The organism is Aromatoleum toluclasticum ATCC 700605 (genome assembly GCF_000378245.1).
GTDB classification, from domain to species: Bacteria; Pseudomonadota; Gammaproteobacteria; order Burkholderiales; family Rhodocyclaceae; genus Aromatoleum; species Aromatoleum toluclasticum.
The window spans coordinates 28,438-47,409 of the sequence record NZ_KB899517.1 but is presented as its reverse complement, the minus strand read 5'-3'; the positions used below and the strand labels follow the sequence as shown (position 1 = coordinate 47,409).

Annotated in this window: 14 protein-coding genes; 1 reads left to right on the top strand and 13 read right to left on the bottom strand. The window is 66.1% G+C overall.

The annotated features are described in order from the left end of the window. Positions 1–1,205, bottom strand: a 1,205-nt coding sequence (locus F464_RS29690; RefSeq protein ID WP_040395814.1) for a PAS domain-containing protein, incomplete at its 3' end; no start/stop codon positions are given. Between the two features lie 555 nt (positions 1,206–1,760). Here F464_RS29690 and F464_RS0126660 point away from each other — a divergent pair. Then, positions 1,761–3,443 carry a sigma-54-dependent Fis family transcriptional regulator gene (locus F464_RS0126660; RefSeq protein ID WP_018992929.1) on the top strand — a complete coding sequence of 561 codons (1,683 nt, stop codon included), beginning with the start codon at positions 1,761–1,763 and terminating at the stop codon, positions 3,441–3,443. Between the two features lie 412 nt (positions 3,444–3,855). On the opposite strand, the gene F464_RS0126655 is transcribed toward F464_RS0126660, so the two are convergent. The 12 genes from F464_RS0126655 to ebdA form a co-directional block, all read right to left on the bottom strand. Continuing rightward, positions 3,856–4,851: a zinc-dependent alcohol dehydrogenase family protein gene (locus tag F464_RS0126655; protein WP_018992928.1), complete on the bottom strand. Its 996-nt coding sequence runs from the start codon at positions 4,849–4,851 to the stop codon at positions 3,856–3,858. Then, the gene (locus tag F464_RS29685; RefSeq protein ID WP_018992927.1) at positions 4,848–5,942 is read right to left on the bottom strand and encodes a PEP/pyruvate-binding domain-containing protein; all 1,095 of its coding nucleotides are present in this window, start codon (positions 5,940–5,942) and stop codon (positions 4,848–4,850) included. Before F464_RS29685 ends, F464_RS0126655 begins: the two co-directional genes overlap by 4 nt. 19 nt (positions 5,943–5,961) lie before the next feature. Then, positions 5,962–7,782 carry a PEP-utilizing enzyme gene (locus F464_RS0126645; RefSeq protein WP_018992926.1) on the bottom strand — a complete coding sequence of 607 codons (1,821 nt, stop codon included), beginning with the start codon at positions 7,780–7,782 and terminating at the stop codon, positions 5,962–5,964. Further along, complete coding sequence (locus tag F464_RS0126640) at positions 7,775–8,671, bottom strand: HAD-IIA family hydrolase (RefSeq protein WP_018992925.1); 897 nt, start codon at positions 8,669–8,671, stop codon at positions 7,775–7,777. Before F464_RS0126640 ends, F464_RS0126645 begins: the two co-directional genes overlap by 8 nt. Then, positions 8,668–10,152: a pyruvate/oxaloacetate carboxyltransferase gene (locus tag F464_RS29680; RefSeq protein ID WP_018992924.1), complete on the bottom strand. Its 1,485-nt coding sequence runs from the start codon at positions 10,150–10,152 to the stop codon at positions 8,668–8,670. The genes F464_RS0126640 and F464_RS29680 overlap by 4 nt, the downstream gene beginning before the upstream one ends. Beyond that, entirely contained in the window at positions 10,149–11,504 is a 1,356-nt protein-coding gene (locus F464_RS0126630) for an acetyl-CoA carboxylase biotin carboxylase subunit (RefSeq protein ID WP_018992923.1), read from the bottom strand. The genes F464_RS29680 and F464_RS0126630 overlap by 4 nt, the downstream gene beginning before the upstream one ends. Further along, on the bottom strand, positions 11,504–11,992 hold the full coding sequence (gene accB, locus F464_RS0126625) for an acetyl-CoA carboxylase biotin carboxyl carrier protein (RefSeq protein ID WP_018992922.1): 489 nt from the start codon (positions 11,990–11,992) through the stop codon (positions 11,504–11,506). The genes F464_RS0126630 and accB overlap by 1 nt, the downstream gene beginning before the upstream one ends. A gap of 358 nt (positions 11,993–12,350) precedes the next feature. Beyond that, positions 12,351–13,532, bottom strand: coding sequence for a lipid-transfer protein (locus F464_RS0126620; protein WP_232429043.1), 1,182 nt, complete (start codon positions 13,530–13,532; stop codon positions 12,351–12,353). A 36-nt stretch (positions 13,533–13,568) separates the two neighbouring features. Beyond that, a complete protein-coding gene (gene ebdD / locus F464_RS0126615; protein WP_018992920.1) occupies positions 13,569–14,258 on the bottom strand; it encodes an ethylbenzene dehydrogenase subunit delta in 690 nt (229 codons plus the stop codon). Further along, on the bottom strand, positions 14,255–14,893 hold the full coding sequence (gene ebdC / locus F464_RS0126610) for an ethylbenzene dehydrogenase subunit gamma (RefSeq protein WP_018992919.1): 639 nt from the start codon (positions 14,891–14,893) through the stop codon (positions 14,255–14,257). The genes ebdD and ebdC overlap by 4 nt, the downstream gene beginning before the upstream one ends. A gap of 19 nt (positions 14,894–14,912) precedes the next feature. Next, entirely contained in the window at positions 14,913–15,971 is a 1,059-nt protein-coding gene (gene ebdB / locus F464_RS0126605; protein ID WP_018992918.1) for an ethylbenzene dehydrogenase subunit beta, read from the bottom strand. A 30-nt stretch (positions 15,972–16,001) separates the two neighbouring features. Beyond that, positions 16,002–18,935, bottom strand: a complete 2,934-nt coding sequence (gene ebdA / locus F464_RS0126600) for an ethylbenzene dehydrogenase subunit alpha (RefSeq protein ID WP_018992917.1) — start codon at positions 18,933–18,935, stop codon at positions 16,002–16,004. Positions 18,936–18,972: the final 37 nt, after the last annotated feature.

The window sequence follows — 18,972 nt, the reverse complement described above, 5'->3', positions numbered from 1 at the left end:
TCGTTGATGTTCTCGGGTTCCTTGTCGGGCTTGTGCTTGCAGACGAACTCCTTGACGTGGCGCAGGATCTCGCCCGCCTGCTCGAGATACTTCAGCGCGAGCCCCATGGACTCGGAAATCTCCCCAACGCCGTCGACGCGCTCGAGACGCAAGCGGCAGCCGTTCAGATAGTTGACCGCGGACACCAGCGGCTGCCCCATCTGGTGCGCCAGCGCCGCCGCCATTTCGGCCATGGAGTTGATCCGGCCCAGGCGCGTGAGCTCCGCGTGGCGCAGCCGTTCGAGCTCTTCGATGCGCTTGCGGTAGGTGATGTCGGTGAAGGCGGCGACGACGAAGCGCTCGTCCTTGCGCTCGATCAGCGACGAGCTGACACTCAGCCAGCGCAGCTTGCGCCCCTTCTCGTCGCGCATGCCGATTTCGATGTTGTCGATCGAATCCTTCTGGAAGTCGCGGATCTGCCAGGGCAGGCGATCCCTCGGGATCTCCGTGCCGTCGTGCAGATAGAAGCGCAGCGGCAGTTTGCGCCAATTTTCGGGCGACGCGCGCCGCAGGCCGGCCATTTCGGCGAACTGGCAATTGGCCTCGAGGATGCCGCCCTGCGTATCGGTGATCGAAATGCCGATCGGCAGCATGTGAAAGAGCTTCTGGTATTTCTCGCGGTTCTCGTTCGCGGCCTCCTCGGCGCGCTGGCGCGTCGCGACTTCCTCCTCTAGACTCGCGACGTGCCGGCTGAGCTCCACGGTCCGCTGTTGCACGACGAATTCGAGCTTCTCGACGTCGGCCTTCAATTCGTCCTCGATCCGCTTGTGCTCGGAGATGTCCTGCACCACCCAGATGCTGCCGAGCTTGGGGTTGGCTGGATCGAGCAAGGTGCCGGTGACGATGCACCAGATCAGCGTGCCGTCCTTGCGCACGAACGGCCGCTCGTCCTTGAAGGTGTGATGGGACTCGAAGAAGTGGCCGAATTTGCGGCCGATGGTCGAAAACGAGTTTTCGCTCGGGTAATGCACGCCGACCGACTGGTTGTCGAGTTCGCCGGGTTCGTACCCGAACAATTCCTCGTATCGCCGGTTACAGCGCCTGATCCTGCGGTTGAACAGGTGGCAGATCGCCACGGGCGTGTTGCGAAAGAGCGCTTCATAGCCGACCGAGGCATCCTCACCCTGCTCGTCGTCCGGTTCCACGTCGAACGCGTCATCCCGCATGAGCACTGCCTCCTTATTGAGGTAGCGCACCGCCTCTGAGCGTCGTAATGTTATTGGGGATGTCATGTATATGCCCCCTTCGTGGTTTGGTGGACCTGCACTTGCAACTACATGCCGACGCCAGATTCAAGCAGAATATGTGCCAGCGTCGGGTCGGCAGAATTTCGTTGTTTATAAGAATTCCCCGAACCTACAGACAGGCGAAATGCGGGGACATCTTGCTGCAGACGCTGCAAGGACCGAATCTCGCGGGGCACTGCCGATATTCGATGATTTGAGCGGATCGACCGCGAGGACTTTTTCATCAAATGATCGAATACCCAGGCGTTTCCTCGAACAAAGTTCGCTAGCCAGGCTCGTTATTAGTTATTATTTGACTAGAAACAATCGCCCAATCCGGCCGGTTCGCACGATGCGCGGCGGCGAGTTCCCGTGCCAGCAACCGCGGCGGCTGCGATCGAGGAAATCATGGCGAAAAGGCATCCCCAGGGACCCGAGCCCGACTCACCCGCGCACACTCATCAAGAGCTCCACGCGACTTCCAAGGGAATTCGGGTGCCGGCGTTCCATGACCTCGCCAAGCGCCTGCGTTTCGCACCCGACCAAGGCCGCATCTGGCTTGACGATCAGCGGATGATGCTGATGCATGTCAGCTCGCTTGGCTCCCTGCGGCAGGAGCTGATCGAGAGCCTCGACAAGGAAACGGCACGCGGGCTGATCACCCGCATCGGCTACCAGGCCGGCACGCGAGACGCGGCAATGGCGCGCAAGGTCCGCGCCGGCCTGAATACCTATGACGACTTCCTGGCCGGTCCGCAACTCGTGTCGCTGGAGGGCATGGTGCATTGCGAGCCGGTGGCGCTGGATATCGACGTCCAGCGTGGCCGCTACTTCGGCGAGTTCTATCTCGTCGACAGCTCCGAGGCGGAGGCCCACATCGCCAGCTACGGTATCGGCAACGAACCGGTGTGCTGGATGCTGATCGGCTATGCGTGCGGCTACACCAGCGCCTTCATGGGCCGCCCCATCCTGTGGCGGGAAACCGAATGCCGCGGGATGGGGCACGCGAAATGCCGCGTGGTGGGCAAGCCGGTGGAGGAATGGGAAGACGCCCAGGATGACCTGCGCTTCCTGCGGATCGGCGATTTCGTCAAATGGGCGCCACAAGCCGAGGAGCAATTACCCGCCACGAGCCGCATCGCCGCCGGGCTCACCAGCGCACCCGAGAACAGCTTCGGCGTGGTCGGCATCTCCGCCGGCTTCAACACGGTCTGCCACATGGTCAACAAGGTGGCGCCCACCAACGCTACCGTGCTGTTCCTGGGTGAGAGCGGCGTCGGCAAGGAAGTCTTCGCCAACAACCTGCATCGCCTGAGCAAACGCGCAGATGGCCCCTACGTCGCGGTGAACTGCGCGTCCATTCCGGAACACCTGATGGAGTCGGAACTGTTTGGCGTCGAGCGAGGCGGATTTACGGGTGCTACGACGTCTCGCGCCGGACGCTTCGAGCGAGCCGACCACGGCACGCTCTTTCTCGACGAGATCGCCACACTGAGCTTCACTGCGCAGGGCAAGCTGCTGCGCGCGCTGCAGCAGGGCGAGATCGAGCGCGTGGGCGATACGCGCACGCGCCAGGTGGACGTCAGGGTGGTAGCCGCCACGAACGTGAACCTGCGCGAAGCCGTCAAGGCCGGACAGTTCCGCGAGGATCTCTTTTTCCGCCTCAACGTCTTCCCGATCGAGGTGCCGCCGTTGCGCGAGCGCCGCGACGACATCCCGCTGATGATGAACTGGTTCCTCCAGCGCATGGGCCGCAGGCACGACAAACATATCACTGGCTTCCGCGAAAGCGCGGTCGATGCGATGTTCGCCTACGACTGGCCGGGCAACGTGAGAGAGCTGGAGAACATGATAGAACGTGCGGTCATCCTGGCCGAGGATGGCGGCGCGCTCGACTTATGTCATCTGTTCACCGGCGGCGAGGAAGTCGATACCACCGCTTTCATGTTGAAGCGCAGCGGCAGCATCGGACGTGTCGGCAAACTGGGGGGAACGGAATCGCTGTCGGCCGCGGCCCTCGGACACTCGGGACTGGCGGAAACGGAGGTGGCGATGTTGCGGGCTGCCGTCGCAGAGGCTAACGGCAACCTGTCGCAGGCCGCCCGGGTACTGGGCATCAGCCGCGCGAAACTGGTGTACAGGCTTCGCAAATACGACGTCATGCCTGAAGCACGTTGATGGATGCTCCCGGGCGCGGCGCCCTGGGGGGCTTGATCTGTCAGAAGCGCCTGCGATATGCCACGACGGAGAGCCGGACGGCGAGCGGTACTACTGTAATCGGCTGACTGGCATTCTCTGTGGTCTTGGACAACACCGCCGACAAACCAACGTCAATCGCGGCCTCCAGACCGCAGTGAGCTTGTCCGACGGCCGAAACGCCACAACAAAGGAATACGCAACAGGAGCACCCGGGAGAACTGGTCTAGGCCCGTCTGCATGCCCAGCAGGAAGCTGCTGCACGTGTCTCGACGGCGCCCGCGTCGAGACTACGTTGGAAGACGAAATTCGTGGGGCAGCTCACCGTCGCCTGCGAGGCGATCTCGGACTGCCGCATCACGCTACCCGGCACGCCGCCGATCGAGCAGTTCTCTCACACCGTGACCACGACCTTGCCCAGTTGCTGATTCCCCTCGAGGTAACGGTGGGCCGCGACGATGTCGTCGAGCGGAAACGTCCGGTCGACCGTCGGCTTGAGGGCGCCGGTTTGCAGCCCCTCGCGGATGAAGGACTCGGCGCGTGCGCGGCGGGCCGGGTCGTGGATGACCTCGAACACGAGGTAACCGCGCAGGCTCAGCCCCCGGCCGACCGCGAGACCGAACGGGAAAGGTGTCTGGTCGGCTTCGCCGCCGAGGTTGCCGTACAGCACGAGTGTGCCCCGGGGCGCCAGCGCGGACGCGAGGGCGACGACGCCGGGCCCGCCGACCGGGTCGAACGCCATGCGCGCCCCGCGTCCTTCAGTGAGTCGCATCACCTCGTCGGCAATGTCCTGATCGGCGCTCACGACGACGTGCGCCGCACCAGCCGCGAGCAGCGCCCCTCGCTTGGCCCGGGTACGCGTGACGGCGATCGGGACGGCGCCGATGCTGTTGGCGATCTGGATTGCGGCAAGCCCGACACTGCTCGAAGCGGCGGTGATCACGACGACCTCGGCCTTGCCGACACCGACCGCATCGATCAGAGCGCCGTAAGCCGTCAGATACGGCATCCAGACCGCGGCCGCCTCGACCGTAGTCAGGCCGGCCGGGCGTCTGACGACCGCCGCGGCGGGTACGATCGCCCGTTCGGCGTAAACGCCATAGGAGTTCATCGAGAACCCGGGGATGACGCACACGGCCTCGCCGACTTCGATGCCGCTAACCCCCGAGCCCAGGGCCTCCACAACGCCCGCGGCCTCGTAGCCCAGACGCGCCGGCAGCTTGGCCTTTTCGATGTAGTGCCCGGACCGAAAGCCGGCTTCCGCCCTGTTCAGGCCGATCGCCTCGATCCGGACCCGCAGCTCGCCGGCAGCCGGCTCGCCGACCTCGAGCTCTTCGATCCTGAGCACTTCGGGACCGCCGTACTCGTGAAACCTGACGACTCGTGTCATCGACCGACTCCTGCGCGATCTGACGTGCATGACGGAGTAGCGCTCACGCCCCCGCGGGCTGCCGCAAGTACCGTGGAGGCCATGCGGGAGAGCGCGTCGGCCGACACCGATTTCGTACCCTCCTTCGCCGGCAGGACCGTGACCGGGCGACATTGCAGCAGCACGACGTTTCGGGCGGCGGGCAGGTCGCTGTCGATGGCGAACTCGATGTCCTGCGGCCCCCCGTTGAGACGTTCCAGGCGTTTGCCCAACTGCGCCAGCGTCATCACTTCGTCATCGCTCAGACACAGCCTCGCGCGCCGTTCCGCGTCGACCGGGGTGGCGACCTGGCCGCCGACGTATTCGATGTGCTTGTCGCCGATCACGCGGTCGATCACGCACCCTTCGATCTTCGCGATGACGTAGCGGTCGGGCGTCACGTCGCCGCCGACCACGCCGAGGCCGAGCCCGTATGACGCTTCGATCTGGATGCGTGAGCGGTCGCCCGTGAGCGGGCTCACCGTAAACATGACGCCGGCGGCACGCGCATTCACCGTCTTCTGCACGACCACCGCCATATCCACGTCGAGCGGCTCGATACCGTTCTTCCACGCGTAGCTGAGCGCACGGGCGGTGAATGCGCTCGCCCAGCACAGGCGTAGGTGCAGCTCGACCTGGGCCATGCCGCGCAGGCCAACGAAGGTCTCGTATTCGCCGGCGAAGCTCGCGCCGGCGGAGTCCTCCGCGGTCGCGCTGGAGCGTACCGCGACCGACACGTCGGAGACGCCGACGGATGCGCACAGGCGGTCGTAGGCGGACGCGAGTGCCTCGTGTGCTCCAGGAGGCAGGGGCGTATCGAGAAACCAGGCGTGGATGGTTCGCGCCAGCTCGTCGAGCGCGTCGATGGAGGCGCGATCGACGAGGCCGAGGGCCGACTCCAGCCGATGCTTCAGGCCGGTCGACACGAGGTAATCCCGATACGTCCGGGTCAGCACGGTGAAGCCGGGCGACACCGGAATGCCGGCCCTCGTCATCATCGCCAAGCCGTAACCCTTGCCGCCTACGAGCTTGTGATCAGTCGCCAGCGGGTCGTCGAAATCGAATGTCAGCATGTTGTCTGTTCCTCGCGATCTAAAGGGGGACGACGGTGCCTTTGCGGCCGTCGATGCGTACGCGCATCCCGGTCTTCAGGCGTGTCGTGGCGAACCCGGTGCTGACCACCGCCGGCATGCCGTACTCGCGGCAGATGATGGCGGCGTGGCTCATCATCCCGCCGATGTCGGTCACGACCCCGGAAACGACCGAGAACGCGGACGCCCACGACGGGGCGGTGATCTGCGCGACGAGGATCTCTCCCGTCTGCAACTGGCTCAGCTCGTCTTCGTGCCGGATGACCCGCACCTTGCCTTCGACGACGCCTGGCGACACGGGAATGCCCTTGATCTGGCCGTTGTCGCCGCCGGCCGTCTGGTCGAGCCAATCGGCCACGCGTTCGGTGGTCACGCCGTAGTTCATGATCGCGAACGGGTCGGTCACCTCCGTGGGCGGAATGCCATACGCGGGCGCGGGCGCTGCGGCGCGCAGCGCGGCCATGATGCGGCGCCGGTCGGCGATTTCGGTGCGCCAGTGCTGCACGCCGCGGGCGGGCACGCCGATGCCCCAGGATTCGACCAGGTCGAACAGCGCCTGATCGAGCTCGAAACGGTTCAGGTAATAGAGGTCGCCGGCTTCCTGGAAGAAGCCCGCATCGACGAACACCTGGGCGAGATCGCGCACCTTCTCCCAGAACACCGCGTGCGACCAGTGCTCGACGTAGATGTTGTGCTCCTCGATGAACGGGAACACGGCCCGCGACAACCCCAGCGCCTCGTCGAAGCGCTGCGCCTCCTCGGGCGTCAGCAGCGCGCGGTACTCCGCGGCGATCTCGTCCTGCTCGGCCTGCAACCGGGCCACCGGCCGATCGATATCCTTGCCCGCCTGCAGCAGGCTCACGTAGCGGGCGATGCCCTGCAGCGGAATTTCCAGGTTGCCGTTCCAGGTTTGCTGGTCATGCAGGAAACCGTATTCGGCGAAGTAGTCGAACCAGGGGTCGCGCGTGGCCTCGAACGCGGCGATCCAGCGCTCGCCGTCGCTGCGGCGCCCGAGCGCTGCAAAGATTTCCTCAGGACTGTCCTTCGCGTCGAAGGCATCCGCGAGCCCCAGCTCCACCGCCAGCTTGGCGAGCCGGCGCAGCTCGTCGTCGGGCCGGAACGCGATACCCTCGACGCCCGCGACCATACGCGCGATGGTCTGATCCTCGATCTCGGGGAAGGCCTGCTTGCAGAAGCCGAAGAACACGAGATACGCGCCGTAGCCGAGGCCCAGCATCTCGAAGTGGTACTGCCAGACGAGGAAGAAGTCGTTGATCAGGCGGTGGTAGTTCTCCACCAGATCCCAGGAGGTCGAGCGGCCCTTGCCTTCCGTGACCACCTCGAGCGGCTCGAACTCCGGCAACGGCTCGAACTTCAGCGCCTTCATGCGCTTGACTGCTACCCGCATCTTCTCCTGCCAGCGGGCGTACAGGTCGTCCCAGTTCTTGTAGTAGAAACCTGCGCGCTCCTGGAACAGCGCCAGGCGCTTCTCGACCTCCGCGGAGTCGGTTACCGGCAGCGGGCAAATATAGACGTAGCCGTTGACGACGCGCACATCCAGCCCGAGCGCCGAAGGCAACGCGATGCCGCGCGTGCTGTTCACCCCGCAGCCGTAATACACCGCCTCGGCGCCGATGCTGTCGAACGGATGCACGGCGCGCGACCAGTGCATCGAATCCGCGAACCAGAATCGGGAGTCCTCCGCCGCGCGCCCTTCGGGCTGCGAGACGAGGAAATACGGATACATGCGCTGCCAGCCCTCGGCACCGGCAGGCGCTTTCGCTTCGTGGAAAAATTCAAACCGATCCCGTGCCTTAGTCATTGTCGTCTCCTCGAGCATCCACGGCCTCCATCAGGTCGACCAGAGCCCCCACGTCTGCGACCTGCAGGTCGGGGCGGTCCATGGGCTGAAGGCCAGAAACTTCTTCGGGCGAAGTGCCCCCGCTCATCACCAGCACACCCAGCGCGCCCATCTGGTGGGCGAGCCGCACTTCGATCGTCGCGACGTCGCCGACGACGACGATGCGGCCGCCCTCGCCGCCGAGCCGCTCGCGCAGCACCTCGCCGATCGCCGGCGACGGCTTGCCGCACACGACGGCCTCACGTCCGGTCGGCGATGCGATGGCCGCGGCGATCGCCGACGAAGCGCACACCGAGCGCTGCAACCCGCCGTAGAACCAGGGCGCATCGACCGTGACATAGAAGGCAGCGTCGTTGTCGGCGATGGCGAGGCATGCGGCGTTGAGCACCGCCGTCGTGTAGAGGTCGGCGGCGCCGACCACGACGACGTCGGCGAGCCCCTCGCCGGGCCGGGCGAGTTCCAGTTGCCGCTCGCGCAACGCGTCTTCCAGCCCGGGGCCGCCGACCGTCAGCACCCGCGCGCCGGGGTGGTGCGCCGCGATGTAGCCGGCGGCGGCCGTCGCGGCCGTCATCAGTTCGTGGTCGGCGACGTCGAGGCCGATTTCGCGCAGGTGCTTCGCGTAGTCGCGCGCCGGACGCTGCGAGGCGTTCGTACATACGACGAAGTCGCGCCCGTGCTGGCGCAGCCAACGCAGCAGCTCGACCGCCCCGCGCATCGGCTCGCCGCCCGTGCCGCCGGCCGTGGCCGTGCGCACGAGGCAGCCATCGACATCGAGCACCCAGCCGCGCGCCTCGACGACAGCCCTCAGCGCGTCGCGCGACGCTGGCCGGCTCATCATTGCCTGCGTCATGATGCCTCCCTTGCTGAACGGCCGCCGCGCAGGAAGAACGACGTATCCCCCCGGCTGAAACTCACCGACATCGGCCGCTGCGGATCGCTCAGGGCTTCGGCCAGCGCCTTCAGCGACGCGCCGTCTCCACCCGCCCTCCGGCGCTCGCGTTCGTCGACCATCGCGCCGACCTGCTCGGCAGGCATCAGCGCGCGCAGCAGCAGATCCTCGTCCGAAATGCCGCGGCCGAATCGCGCGCGCAGCTCGTCGAGCGACGGCGCCGCCGGATCCTGGTGACGGTTGCGCGCGCGCGGCGTATCGTGCGCGCGGTCGAGCAGATTGCCGTCGACCGGGCCCGGCATCGGACCCCAGTCGCCCATCAGCATGTCGACGACCTCGTCGCTGAGCTGGCGATACCGCTCGCCGCCAATCACGTTGAGCGCCGCCTGGGTAACGATGTACTGCGCGAACGGCGTCATCACGATCGGCCAGCCGAGGTCGCTGCGCACGCGCACCGACTCCTCGATGACCGCCGGCATCAGGTCCGCCTTCCCCATCTCGGCAAGCTGGCGCCGCGTCGTGGAGATCACGCCGCCGGGCAGCGTGTGGCGGTAATAGCCCTCGTCGTATTCCTGCAGCGTTCCCGAAGGCAGGCGGCGCAGCTTTGCCTCGCGGGTCAGGATCGCGGAGGCCTCTTCCATCGCGGCGAGATCGACGTCCACCCGATGGCCGCGTGCACGCAGGTTGGCCACCAGCTTCGGCGCCGATGCGTGCGACGAGCCGTTGGCGAGCGGCGGCAGCGCGCAGTGCAGCGTGCCGATGCCGAGGTCGGCGGCGCTCAGCAGGGTGATCGGCGCCAGCCCCGTGTTGCAGTGGGTGTGCAGCTCGTCGAGGCGCAGCCGCTTGAGCCGCTGGCGCATGTGCGGCACGAGGGTTTCCAGCCGCGACGGCGTGAGCAGCCCGGCCGGATCCTTGAGATAGACGGAGTCGATGGCTTCGCAGTCGTCGAGTTCGGCGACGCGATCGGCGAAATAATCGTCCGTGTGCACCGGGCTGATCGTGTAGCAGATGCCAGCGACGACGTCGTCGAAGCCCGCCCGCTTGGCCATGCGCGCGGTCTCGCGCGCCGACGCCATGTCGTGCATCGGGTCGATGATCCACATGCGGGTAACGCCGTGGCGCCGCAACAGGTCGAAGGCGAGCTGGAACAGGTTGGCCGGAGTGCGCGAAAAGCTGATGAAGCGCTTGCCGGTGGTCAGGAAGCCGAGGGTCGTATGCGGAGCGGCACGGCGCGCGGCATCGATGCGAGCCCACGGGTCCTCACGGTGAAACCGCACCGCCACCGCGACCTGCGTGCTCGACAGCAGCTCCAGCGCGTGATAGCCGACCCGACCCAGCGCCGGGCACACCCGCTCCATGGTGCGCGTCTTGACGCCGACCGCTCCCCAGAGACTCTGGTTGCCGTCGCGCAAGGACACGTCGACCAGTCGTATGTCGGTCATGCCTGCATCTCCTCCGCAAAACGATCCTCGAGCCAACGGGTGGTCACGGTGTCGTGAATGATCTCGGGGGTGTCGAGCAGCTCCCGCAGCAGGGACTGGTTCGTCGTGCAACCCTGCACCTGCAAGCCGGCAATCGCCGCCCGCGCCCGCGCGAGCGCCGCCTCCCGGTCCGGCCCGTGCGCGATGATCTTGGCCATCAGCGCGTCGTAGTACGGCGGAAAGAGATAGCCCTCGTACATGTGCGTATCCCAGCGCACGCCGCCGATTGGACTCGGCCGCCAGTGCGTGAGCCGGCCGGGCGAAGGCCGCAGTCCGTGCCCCGGGTCCTGCGCCGTAAGACGCAGTTCGACCGCGTGGCCGTCGACGCGCACGTCGTCCTGGCGCAAGCGCAACGGCTCGCCGAAGGCGACCAGCAGCTGCTCGCGCACGAGATCGACGCCGGTGATCGCCTCGGTCACCGGATGCTCCACCTGGACGCGCGGATTCACCTCGAGAAAGCAGATGTCGCCGCGCTCGACGTCGACCAGGAACTCGACCGTACCGAGGCTCACGTAGTCGAGCGCGTCGGCGATGCGCAATGCGTAGCCGTGCAGGCGCCGGCGCGCCTCGTCGGACAGCGCGACGCAGGGCGCCTCCTCGATGATCTTCTGGTAGCGGTACTGCAGCGAGCACTCGCGTTCGGCCAGGTGAATGCGGTTGCCATGGGCGTCGCCCAGGATCTGCACCTCGACGTGCTTGGCCGACTGGACGAAGCGCTCGATGAACACCGTGCCGTCGCCGAACGAGGCGGCGGCCTCAGATGACGCGAGCTCCCACGCGGCGACCAGACCGGTCTCGTCGTGGACCTGCTTCATGCCGCGCCCGCCACCGCCGAACGCGGCCTTCACCAGCACCGGGAAGCCGATCCTGCGCGCGAGCGCCAGCGCATCCGCGGCCGTCGTAGTGGGTCCGCCCGGCGACACCGGCACGCCCACCGCTTCGGCCAGCCGGCGCGCGCTGATCTTGTCGCCGAGCGCCTGGAGCTGTTCCGGGCGCGGACCGACGAAAACCAGCCCGTTCTCGGCGCACAGCCGGGCGAAATCCTCGCGCTCCGACAGGAAGCCGTAGCCCGGATGAATGGCCGTGCAACCGGTCGCGACCGCGGCATGCACGACCGCGGGGACATTGAGGTAGCTTTCCGCCGCCCGCGGGCCGCCCAGCGTCACGACCCGGCCGGCCCGCCGCGCGGGCAGACTGTCGCGGTCCGCAGCGGACACGCCCAGCACCGTTTCGAAGCCGAGGCGGTCGCACGCATCGATGATGCGCAGGGCGATCTCCCCGCGGTTGGCGACGAAGACACGTTGCGTCGCCATCAGGCATCACCCGCTACGATGCTGAACAAGGCTTGGCCGGACTCGACCAGCTGCCCGTCTTCGGCGTGGATCGCGACGACCACGCCGCTGCAGCCTGCTTCGACCGAATTCATCAGCTTCATGACTTCGACGATGCACAGCACGGTCCTGGCCTCGACCCGGTCGCCCACCCGCACGAACGGCGCCTCGCCCGGCTTCGGGCTCGCGTAGAACGTTCCCAGCAACGGGGTCCGCACGACCTCGGCGCCCTCGTGGGAAGCAGGCGCAGCGGCGGTCGGCTGGACCTTTGCAAGCTGAGCGGCCGGCGCGGACGGCAGCGCCACGGCAGGCTTGCCCAGAGCACGAACCGGAGCAGATTCGTCGTTCGTTGTCGCGGCCCCGCGGCTGATGACCAGGCGCATGTCCGCTTTTTCGTAGCGGAACTCGGTAAATTCCGCGTCCTTGAGCAAACCCACCATGGTCGCCAATTCTTCGAGATCGATATCCATCGCCTTCCCTCATGCGGCGCAATGCCGGCCGCCGCGCGGCCGTCCAATCACTGCGGTTTCAAATGTCTTGAGGGAAATATACGGGCCGGCAAAAGCAGGAAAAATCGGAAAAGCCTGATTTTCTGTAATCGGAAACCGAGCGAAGAACAGCGCTGTATCGGACGTTTCCTACCGGCCGGGGCGAACCTTGCTCGGCTGGATGTTTCCGGCCTGCGGATAAAAAACGGGGCGCCTGTGGCGCCCCGAAAATCCCGGCGGGGAGGAGACGTTGTACAGCCGGAATCTATTCGATCATCATCCGCATATGCGCTGATCCGTGCGATACGAGTCGCTGCGCGCCGCGGGCGACGATGCCCGTTCAGCGCTCGTAGAGGGTCACCACGCACGCTCCCCCCAGCCCCAGGTTGTGCTGGAGCGCGAGACGCGCGCCGTGTACCTGCCGAGGCCCCGCCTCCCCGCGCAACTGCGTGACTAGCTCGGTGCATTGCGCGAGCCCCGTCGCCCCCAACGGGTGCCCCTTGGACATGAGCCCGCCGGAAGGATTGACGACGTATTTCCCGCCGTAGGTGTTGTCGGCGTCATTGATCATGCGCTCGGCCTCCCCTTCCCCGCACAGGCCGAGCCCCTCGTAGGTAATGACCTCGTTGGACGTGAAGCAGTCGTGCAGTTCGACGACGTGGATGTCGTCGGGGCCGATGCCGGCCTGCTCGTAGACCTGGCGCGCGGCGTTGCGCGTCATGTCGGCGCCGGCCAGATCGATGGGGTTGTCCAGGCGCGCCATCCTGTCCGTCGTCATCGCCTGGGCGCGGATCTTCACGCCGCGGCCAAGTCCCCGCGCGCGGGCGAACGCTTCGCTGCAGACGACCGCCGCGGCTGCCCCGCACGACGGCGGGCAGGCCTCCAGGCGCGTCAGGTAGGGCGCGAAGATCACGGGCGACGCGAGCACCTCGGCCACGGTGATCGGCTTGTCGAAGATGGCCAGCGGATTGCGCAGCGCATGGTTGCGCGTCTTCACCGCGACCTTGGCGAAGATGTCCGGGTCGGCGCCGCTCCGGTCGATATAGGCCCGCGCCGCAGAACCGAAAAGCCGCAGCGCGTTCGGGGCTTCGGCCACGCCCGGCACCAGATCCTCGAGCACGCGCTCCAGTTCGAGCAGCGGTGCAGTCCGGTCGGTCCACTTGGGCGCGATCGCCCCGGGCTGCATTTCGTCGAAGCCGAAGGCCAGCGCGCAATCGACCACGCCGGCCATCACCGCCTGGCGCGCGAGCATCAACGCGGACGAGCCCGACGAGCAGTTGTTGTTGACGTTGACCACCGGGATGCCGGTCATGCCGACCTTGTAGAGGGCGTGCTGCCCGCACGCGCTGTCCCCGAACACGTAACTCGCATACGCCTGGCCGACGTCCGCGCAGTCGATGCCGGCATCGGCCAGCGCCGCGCGGATCGCTTTCGCGGCCATGACCTCGTAGGGCTCGTGAGCCCCCGGCTTGGCGAACTTGACCATTCCCACGCCGATCACCTGAATCTTGTCGTTTGCCACGTTCGTCACTCCCTTGCCCCCACTCGAGGATCGCGCCTATTGCAGCGCCCGGCGGCTGCGGTTCCATTCCACCTCACCGGCGACGAATTGCACGAGAACCTGCGCGAGCGCGACATAGGCCGCGCCTTCCGCCTTGCCGGCGAGGTTGTCGGCGAACTTCGGCACCCAGTTCGCCAGATGCCGCTCGAGGAAGTCGCCCGCCGCGGCAGCGTAGGTCCCGGCCGCGTCGTCGGGCGCGCCGGTTTCGAGAAAAGTCAGGTAGTGCAGGAACTGGAGCTCGGTGCCGAGGTGATCGGGCCATTCCCCGCTCGCCTTCAGGTCGTAGCCGAGCCCGAAGTGCTCGTAGAAGCGGATCAGCTCTTCCCACACCTGCTTGGTGTCGCGCTGCACATAGTCCTTCTCGTGCAGCGGCACCGCCGGACGGCCGCCGCAGTTGTCGAACAGACTGGTGTAGGCGAGCGCGACATCTTCGTCGCCGGCCTCGACGACGTCGCCGCCGCCCGCGTCACCCAGCATCGCGACAGCCGGAACGAGAAACGGCAGCCCGGCGGCTGCATCGCGCAGCGCCTCTGCGGCACCGCGCCGCACGAAATCGGACTGCGCCGCATCCGCCGGATAGTTGAAAACGCCGCTCAGGATCTTGTAAAACTGCGACCGCGCCGCGCTCGCGCGGCGGTCGTCACGGGGACACAACTCGATCGGGCTGTTCATGGCATCCACGCTCACTTGAGAATCTCGAAATCGACGAATTCGCCCGAGAACGACTTGCGCCCCGAGCGCTCGGAATTGCCGCCACTCCACACCGCGAAGGCGATCTTCGTGCTGCCGCCCGCCTCGAGCTTCACCAGCCCGTCGGCCTTGCCGAGCGAACGCCCGAGCACGAGGTTCCATTGCCCGTCGCGGTAATGCGCCGCTGCCTTGAGGTCGCTGCGGCCCGCGAGCCGCTGCACCGATGCGAAGCCCTCGGCAACGACCTCATACGGCGCGGGCGTGTTCGCCTTCCAGTACCAGGCGTTGGTCGGCTTGCCACGTGCGCCCATCGTCGCCGCCGGCGCGCCGCGCACGACCGGGAACATCACGGCCGCGCCATCGACGAAGGAGTCGAGGTCGACGATCCGATCATGCTTCGGCGCTGCCCACTGCAGCCGGATCGCCAGCATGCCGCCGTTGTGCAGCGCGGCCGCCCGCAGGCTCGTGACCGCGCCGTGATCCTGGCTCAGCGCAAGAAACGGCGACACCTCTTTCACCAACATCAGCGGCGTCGGCGCCATGCTCACACTTTCGCCCTCGGCTCCCGCCCACACCGGCGAGGCCGCATCGAGCAACGCGTCGTTGCTCGCGTCGATTCGTTTCGCTTTCATCTCTTGTCTCCCGGTGCGGTCAGGATTGCGTCAGCGGATCGTTGGTGAAGCCGCCGAAGCGGTCCGTCCACTTCTTGCTGATCAGGATGTCCATCAGCTCGGAACCCTGGCCGGCCTTCATCTTTGCCCGCTCGGTGCGCAGCACGTCGAGCACCCGCCTGACCTCCGGCCCGAACAGGCCCTCCAGCACGTCGAGCGGAATGCGGCTGCCGTCGGTGATCTCGCCATCGGAGCCGAACCCGCGTGCGCCCATCGGCGGCACGTAGAAGACGTTCGGGCCGGTGCCGTACTCGGCGTGCAGCGGCAGCGCGACCTTCCACTTGGCCACCAACTTGTGCACCTGGCTGTCGCGATCGTCGAGGTAGCCGAACGCACGCACACGGCCGGTGCATTGACGGTTGCAGGCGTTGGCGATGCCCTTGTCAATGCGCGGGAAGCAGAGGATGCATTTCTCGCTCTTCTGCGCCACGGGGTTGAAGTAGACCGCCTTGTACGGGCAGGCCTCGACGCAGTGGCGGTGGCCCTTGCAGCGGTCCTGGTCGATGAGGACGATGCCGTCCTTCTCGCGCTTGAAGATCGCCCCGGTCGGACAGGCCTCTAGACAGGCCGGCTTCGTGCAGTGGTTGCACATGCGGGCGAAGTAGAAGAAGTAGGGATTGGGCCATTGGCCCCCACCCTGGTCCTCATCCCAGTTGTAGCCCCACTCCGGCTCCTTGCCGGTCACGTTGCTGACCGGGTGCAGCCGCACGCTCTGGCCCTTGCCTTCGTAGTACACCTCGTTGTGGTTGAACTGGAAGTTGTCGCCGCTATCGATCACCGAGGGGATCTTTCCCGGCTGCGGCTCGCCGTCCCTGAATCCGCCGCCCTTCTTTTCGTAGTCGCGCGGGTAGCCCTTGCCGGGATAGGTCGTGACGTTCGCCCAACGCATGTGTTCGGTCCCCGGGCGCTTGGTCCAGAGATTCTTGCAGGCGACCGAACAGGTCTGGCAACCCAGACACTTGTTCAGGTCGATCACCGTGGCGAGTTGTCGGTCCGCCTTCCGCAGTTCTTTCTTGCTGCCGCCTGGCACGTAAGCCATGTTTGCCTCCAATGACGGTTCCGGGAACCACTACGCCTTTTCGATGCTCACGCGGACACCGCGGTCCGTGGCCGGCGCCGGGCTTCCATTGAGGTAGTAGTAGCGGAACTGCTCGTAGCCGCCCGCCAGATGCAGTGCCTTCGGGATGCCGAGCAGCAGGATGTCGTAGGGCTTCCAGTCCTTGTACTGGTACGCCTCCCAGAAATAGACGACGCACTGCTTGGGCTGGATGTTGGGCGCGGTGCGCACCATGATCTGGCACGAGGCGAAGTCGTTGAACACCTTCGCCATCTCGCCGTCCTTGATGCCGAGCGCCACCGCATCGTGGTCGTTCATGTGCATCACCGGCTGCCCGCGATGCAGCCGCGACAGGTGGGCGTTGGTCAGGTGCGCCGAATGGATACTCACGCGCGGGTGCCCGCCGGTGATCTGGAACGGATGGTCGCCGCCCATCATCGGGGGATCCTTGTGCGTCGGCAGCGCCTCGCCGGCCTCCAGGTACCAGTCGTGATCGAAATAGAACTGCGCCCGGCGCGTGTGCGTCGGATACACCTTCCGGTCATCGACGTGCCAGCGCAGCGGGAAGAAGGGCTTGTTCGGGTCGTATTCGTTGCCGCAGGCGTACTTCGCGACCGACTGGCCGAGGCTCGTGAACTTGACCTGACCTTCCTTACGCAACTTCTCGTACGTGTAGCCCTTCGGGAAGACGTCGGCGGCGACGTTGATCTGCACCATCTCCTTGACGCAGTCCTCGTTGGTCAGCAGGTGACCGTCCATGACGAACTTGCTGTACAGCTCGTCGTAGCGCCGCTTCTTGCCGTAGTGGTCGGTGAATTCCGTCAGCCCCCTCGCCTTCGCGCGCTCGCCCACCTTCTTCAGGATCAGCGCCATGCCTTCCCATTCCTCCTTGCACTCGCCCGGAGGGGCGACCGCGCGGTCGACGAAGGTGAAGAACGGGTTGCCGCTGCAGGGCGTGGTGATCTCGTGCTTCTCGTAATACCAGGCACAGGGCAGCACGATGTCCGCGTACATCGCCGACGACGACATCCGCACTTCCATCGCGAAGATCATCTTGAGCTTCGGGAACAGCACTTCCGGGTACAGCTTCGCGCCGCTGCGTTTGCGCCGGATCGGGTTGTGCGAAATCATCATATAGACCTGCGGCGTCTTGTCCGGCGCCGGCCGCAGGTGGTCCTTCGTCCACCAACCCTTGTCGATCGCTTCCTTCAGGTAGCCGCCGAAAGTCGTCTTCAGCGACGGGTCCGCCCATGCCTTGTTGTTGTAGAGCTGGTCGTAGCCGGCGTGGTTGTACAGCCACATCGCTGGCGGCACCGCGCCCATCGCAACGGTCACCGCCTTCGTGAACTCGATGTCGGCCATCTCGTCGGTGGAGGTCGGGTCTTCCTTCTTCAGTCGTTCGTGGAACGACTTCTGCATCTCGGCCATTTCGTTCATGCCGCCCTGCGCCGTCGGCTTGTTCATCACGGCGAGGAAGAACATGTTGTCCTCGGCATAGGCCCAGGAGTAGAAGCCGGTGCCCGGCTTGCCCCAATTGCCGCTCAGGGCCATCGCGAGGTACATGCTGCGTTCGAAGAGATCGCCGTGGTAGCTCTTCGCAGCGGTGAAGCCGATGTAGCTCAACGTGCGCTTTTTCGCGACCTTGCGTCCCAATTCGCGGATCAGCGAGACCGGCGCGCCGCTCTTCGCGCTGGCCTTCTCGGGGGTGAATTCCTTGTCGAGCTGATCCTTCATCAGCTGGAAGACCGGGCGCACCTCGACGGTCTTGCCGTCGTGCAGCTTCGCGCTGAAGGTCCCTTCGAGCGCCACCGGGCCGTCCTGCCGCAGCGTGCCGCGCGGCGCCTGGCGTAGCGCCCGGGTCTTCTCGTCGATGACGTAGAACTGCTTCGCGTGCCCGCCGTCGACGTCGGCGGCGCTGAGGAATTTGCCGGTGTCGCTGCGCACCAGCAGCGGCAGGTCGGTCTGTTCGCTGACGAACTGGCGGTCGATGAGTTTCTCGTCGATCATGACCTGGCACAGGCCGAGCCAGAATGCCGCATCGCGCCCCACCTTGACCGGCACGTGGATATCCGCGCCCGGGGTCGTCGGATTGAAGTCGGGCGCGACGACCACGACTTCAGCGCCCTTGTAGCGCGCCTCGGTCATGAAGTGGTAACCGGTCGGATAGGTGTACGACCAGTTGCTGCAGGTCATGAAGATGAGTTCGGAGTCGAGCAGGTTGTCCGCGCTATACCCCATGTGCATCTTGCCGAAGGTGTGGAACGCCCCCGTGTAGGTATCGCCGATGTCGACGTTGTTGTCCGGCGACACGCCGTCGAGCAGGTAGGTCATGCGGTAGCCGCCGGAGTTGGCGACCGAGCCCGCATGCACGTGCGGCGAATCGAGGATGAAGGCGTCCGACCCCTGGCTTTCCAGGCCGTCGATGATCGCGTCGGCGATGTCCGCAGTCGCCTCGTCCCAGCTCACGCGCTTCCACTTGCCCTCACCGCGTTCGCCGACGCGCTTGAGCGGATATTTGATCCGCTCGTCGCCGTAGAGGTTGTTGTTGAAGGCGGCGCCTTTCTGGCAGCCCAGCGGGTTGTAATCGACGTAGTCGGCGTTGCACGCGGCCGTCTGCGCCGCCTGCTCCTCGCGCCAGACGATGCCGTTGCGGACATAGACGTAGAACTTGCACGAACCCTGGGGCCAGCAGATGTTCAGGTGCGAGCCCCAGGTGACCTTGTCCCACTTCCATTCGTTGCGGTAGATGTCCTCCCACTTCGCGTAGGCCGGCACCTTGGTCCCCGCCAGCGCCTCGCCGACGAAGCCGGGCGCCAACGCCGTCGCGAACGACGGCAGCGACAGCGACAGGCCCAGCCCGCCGCTACCCTTGAGAAAGTTGCGCCGCCCCGCGTCGACCGTCGACGCGCCGTTCGCGGCCGCACCCGTTTTCACACGTTCATCCATTGCATCCGTCTCCTGACTGACGAAAGATCGGCCCGGG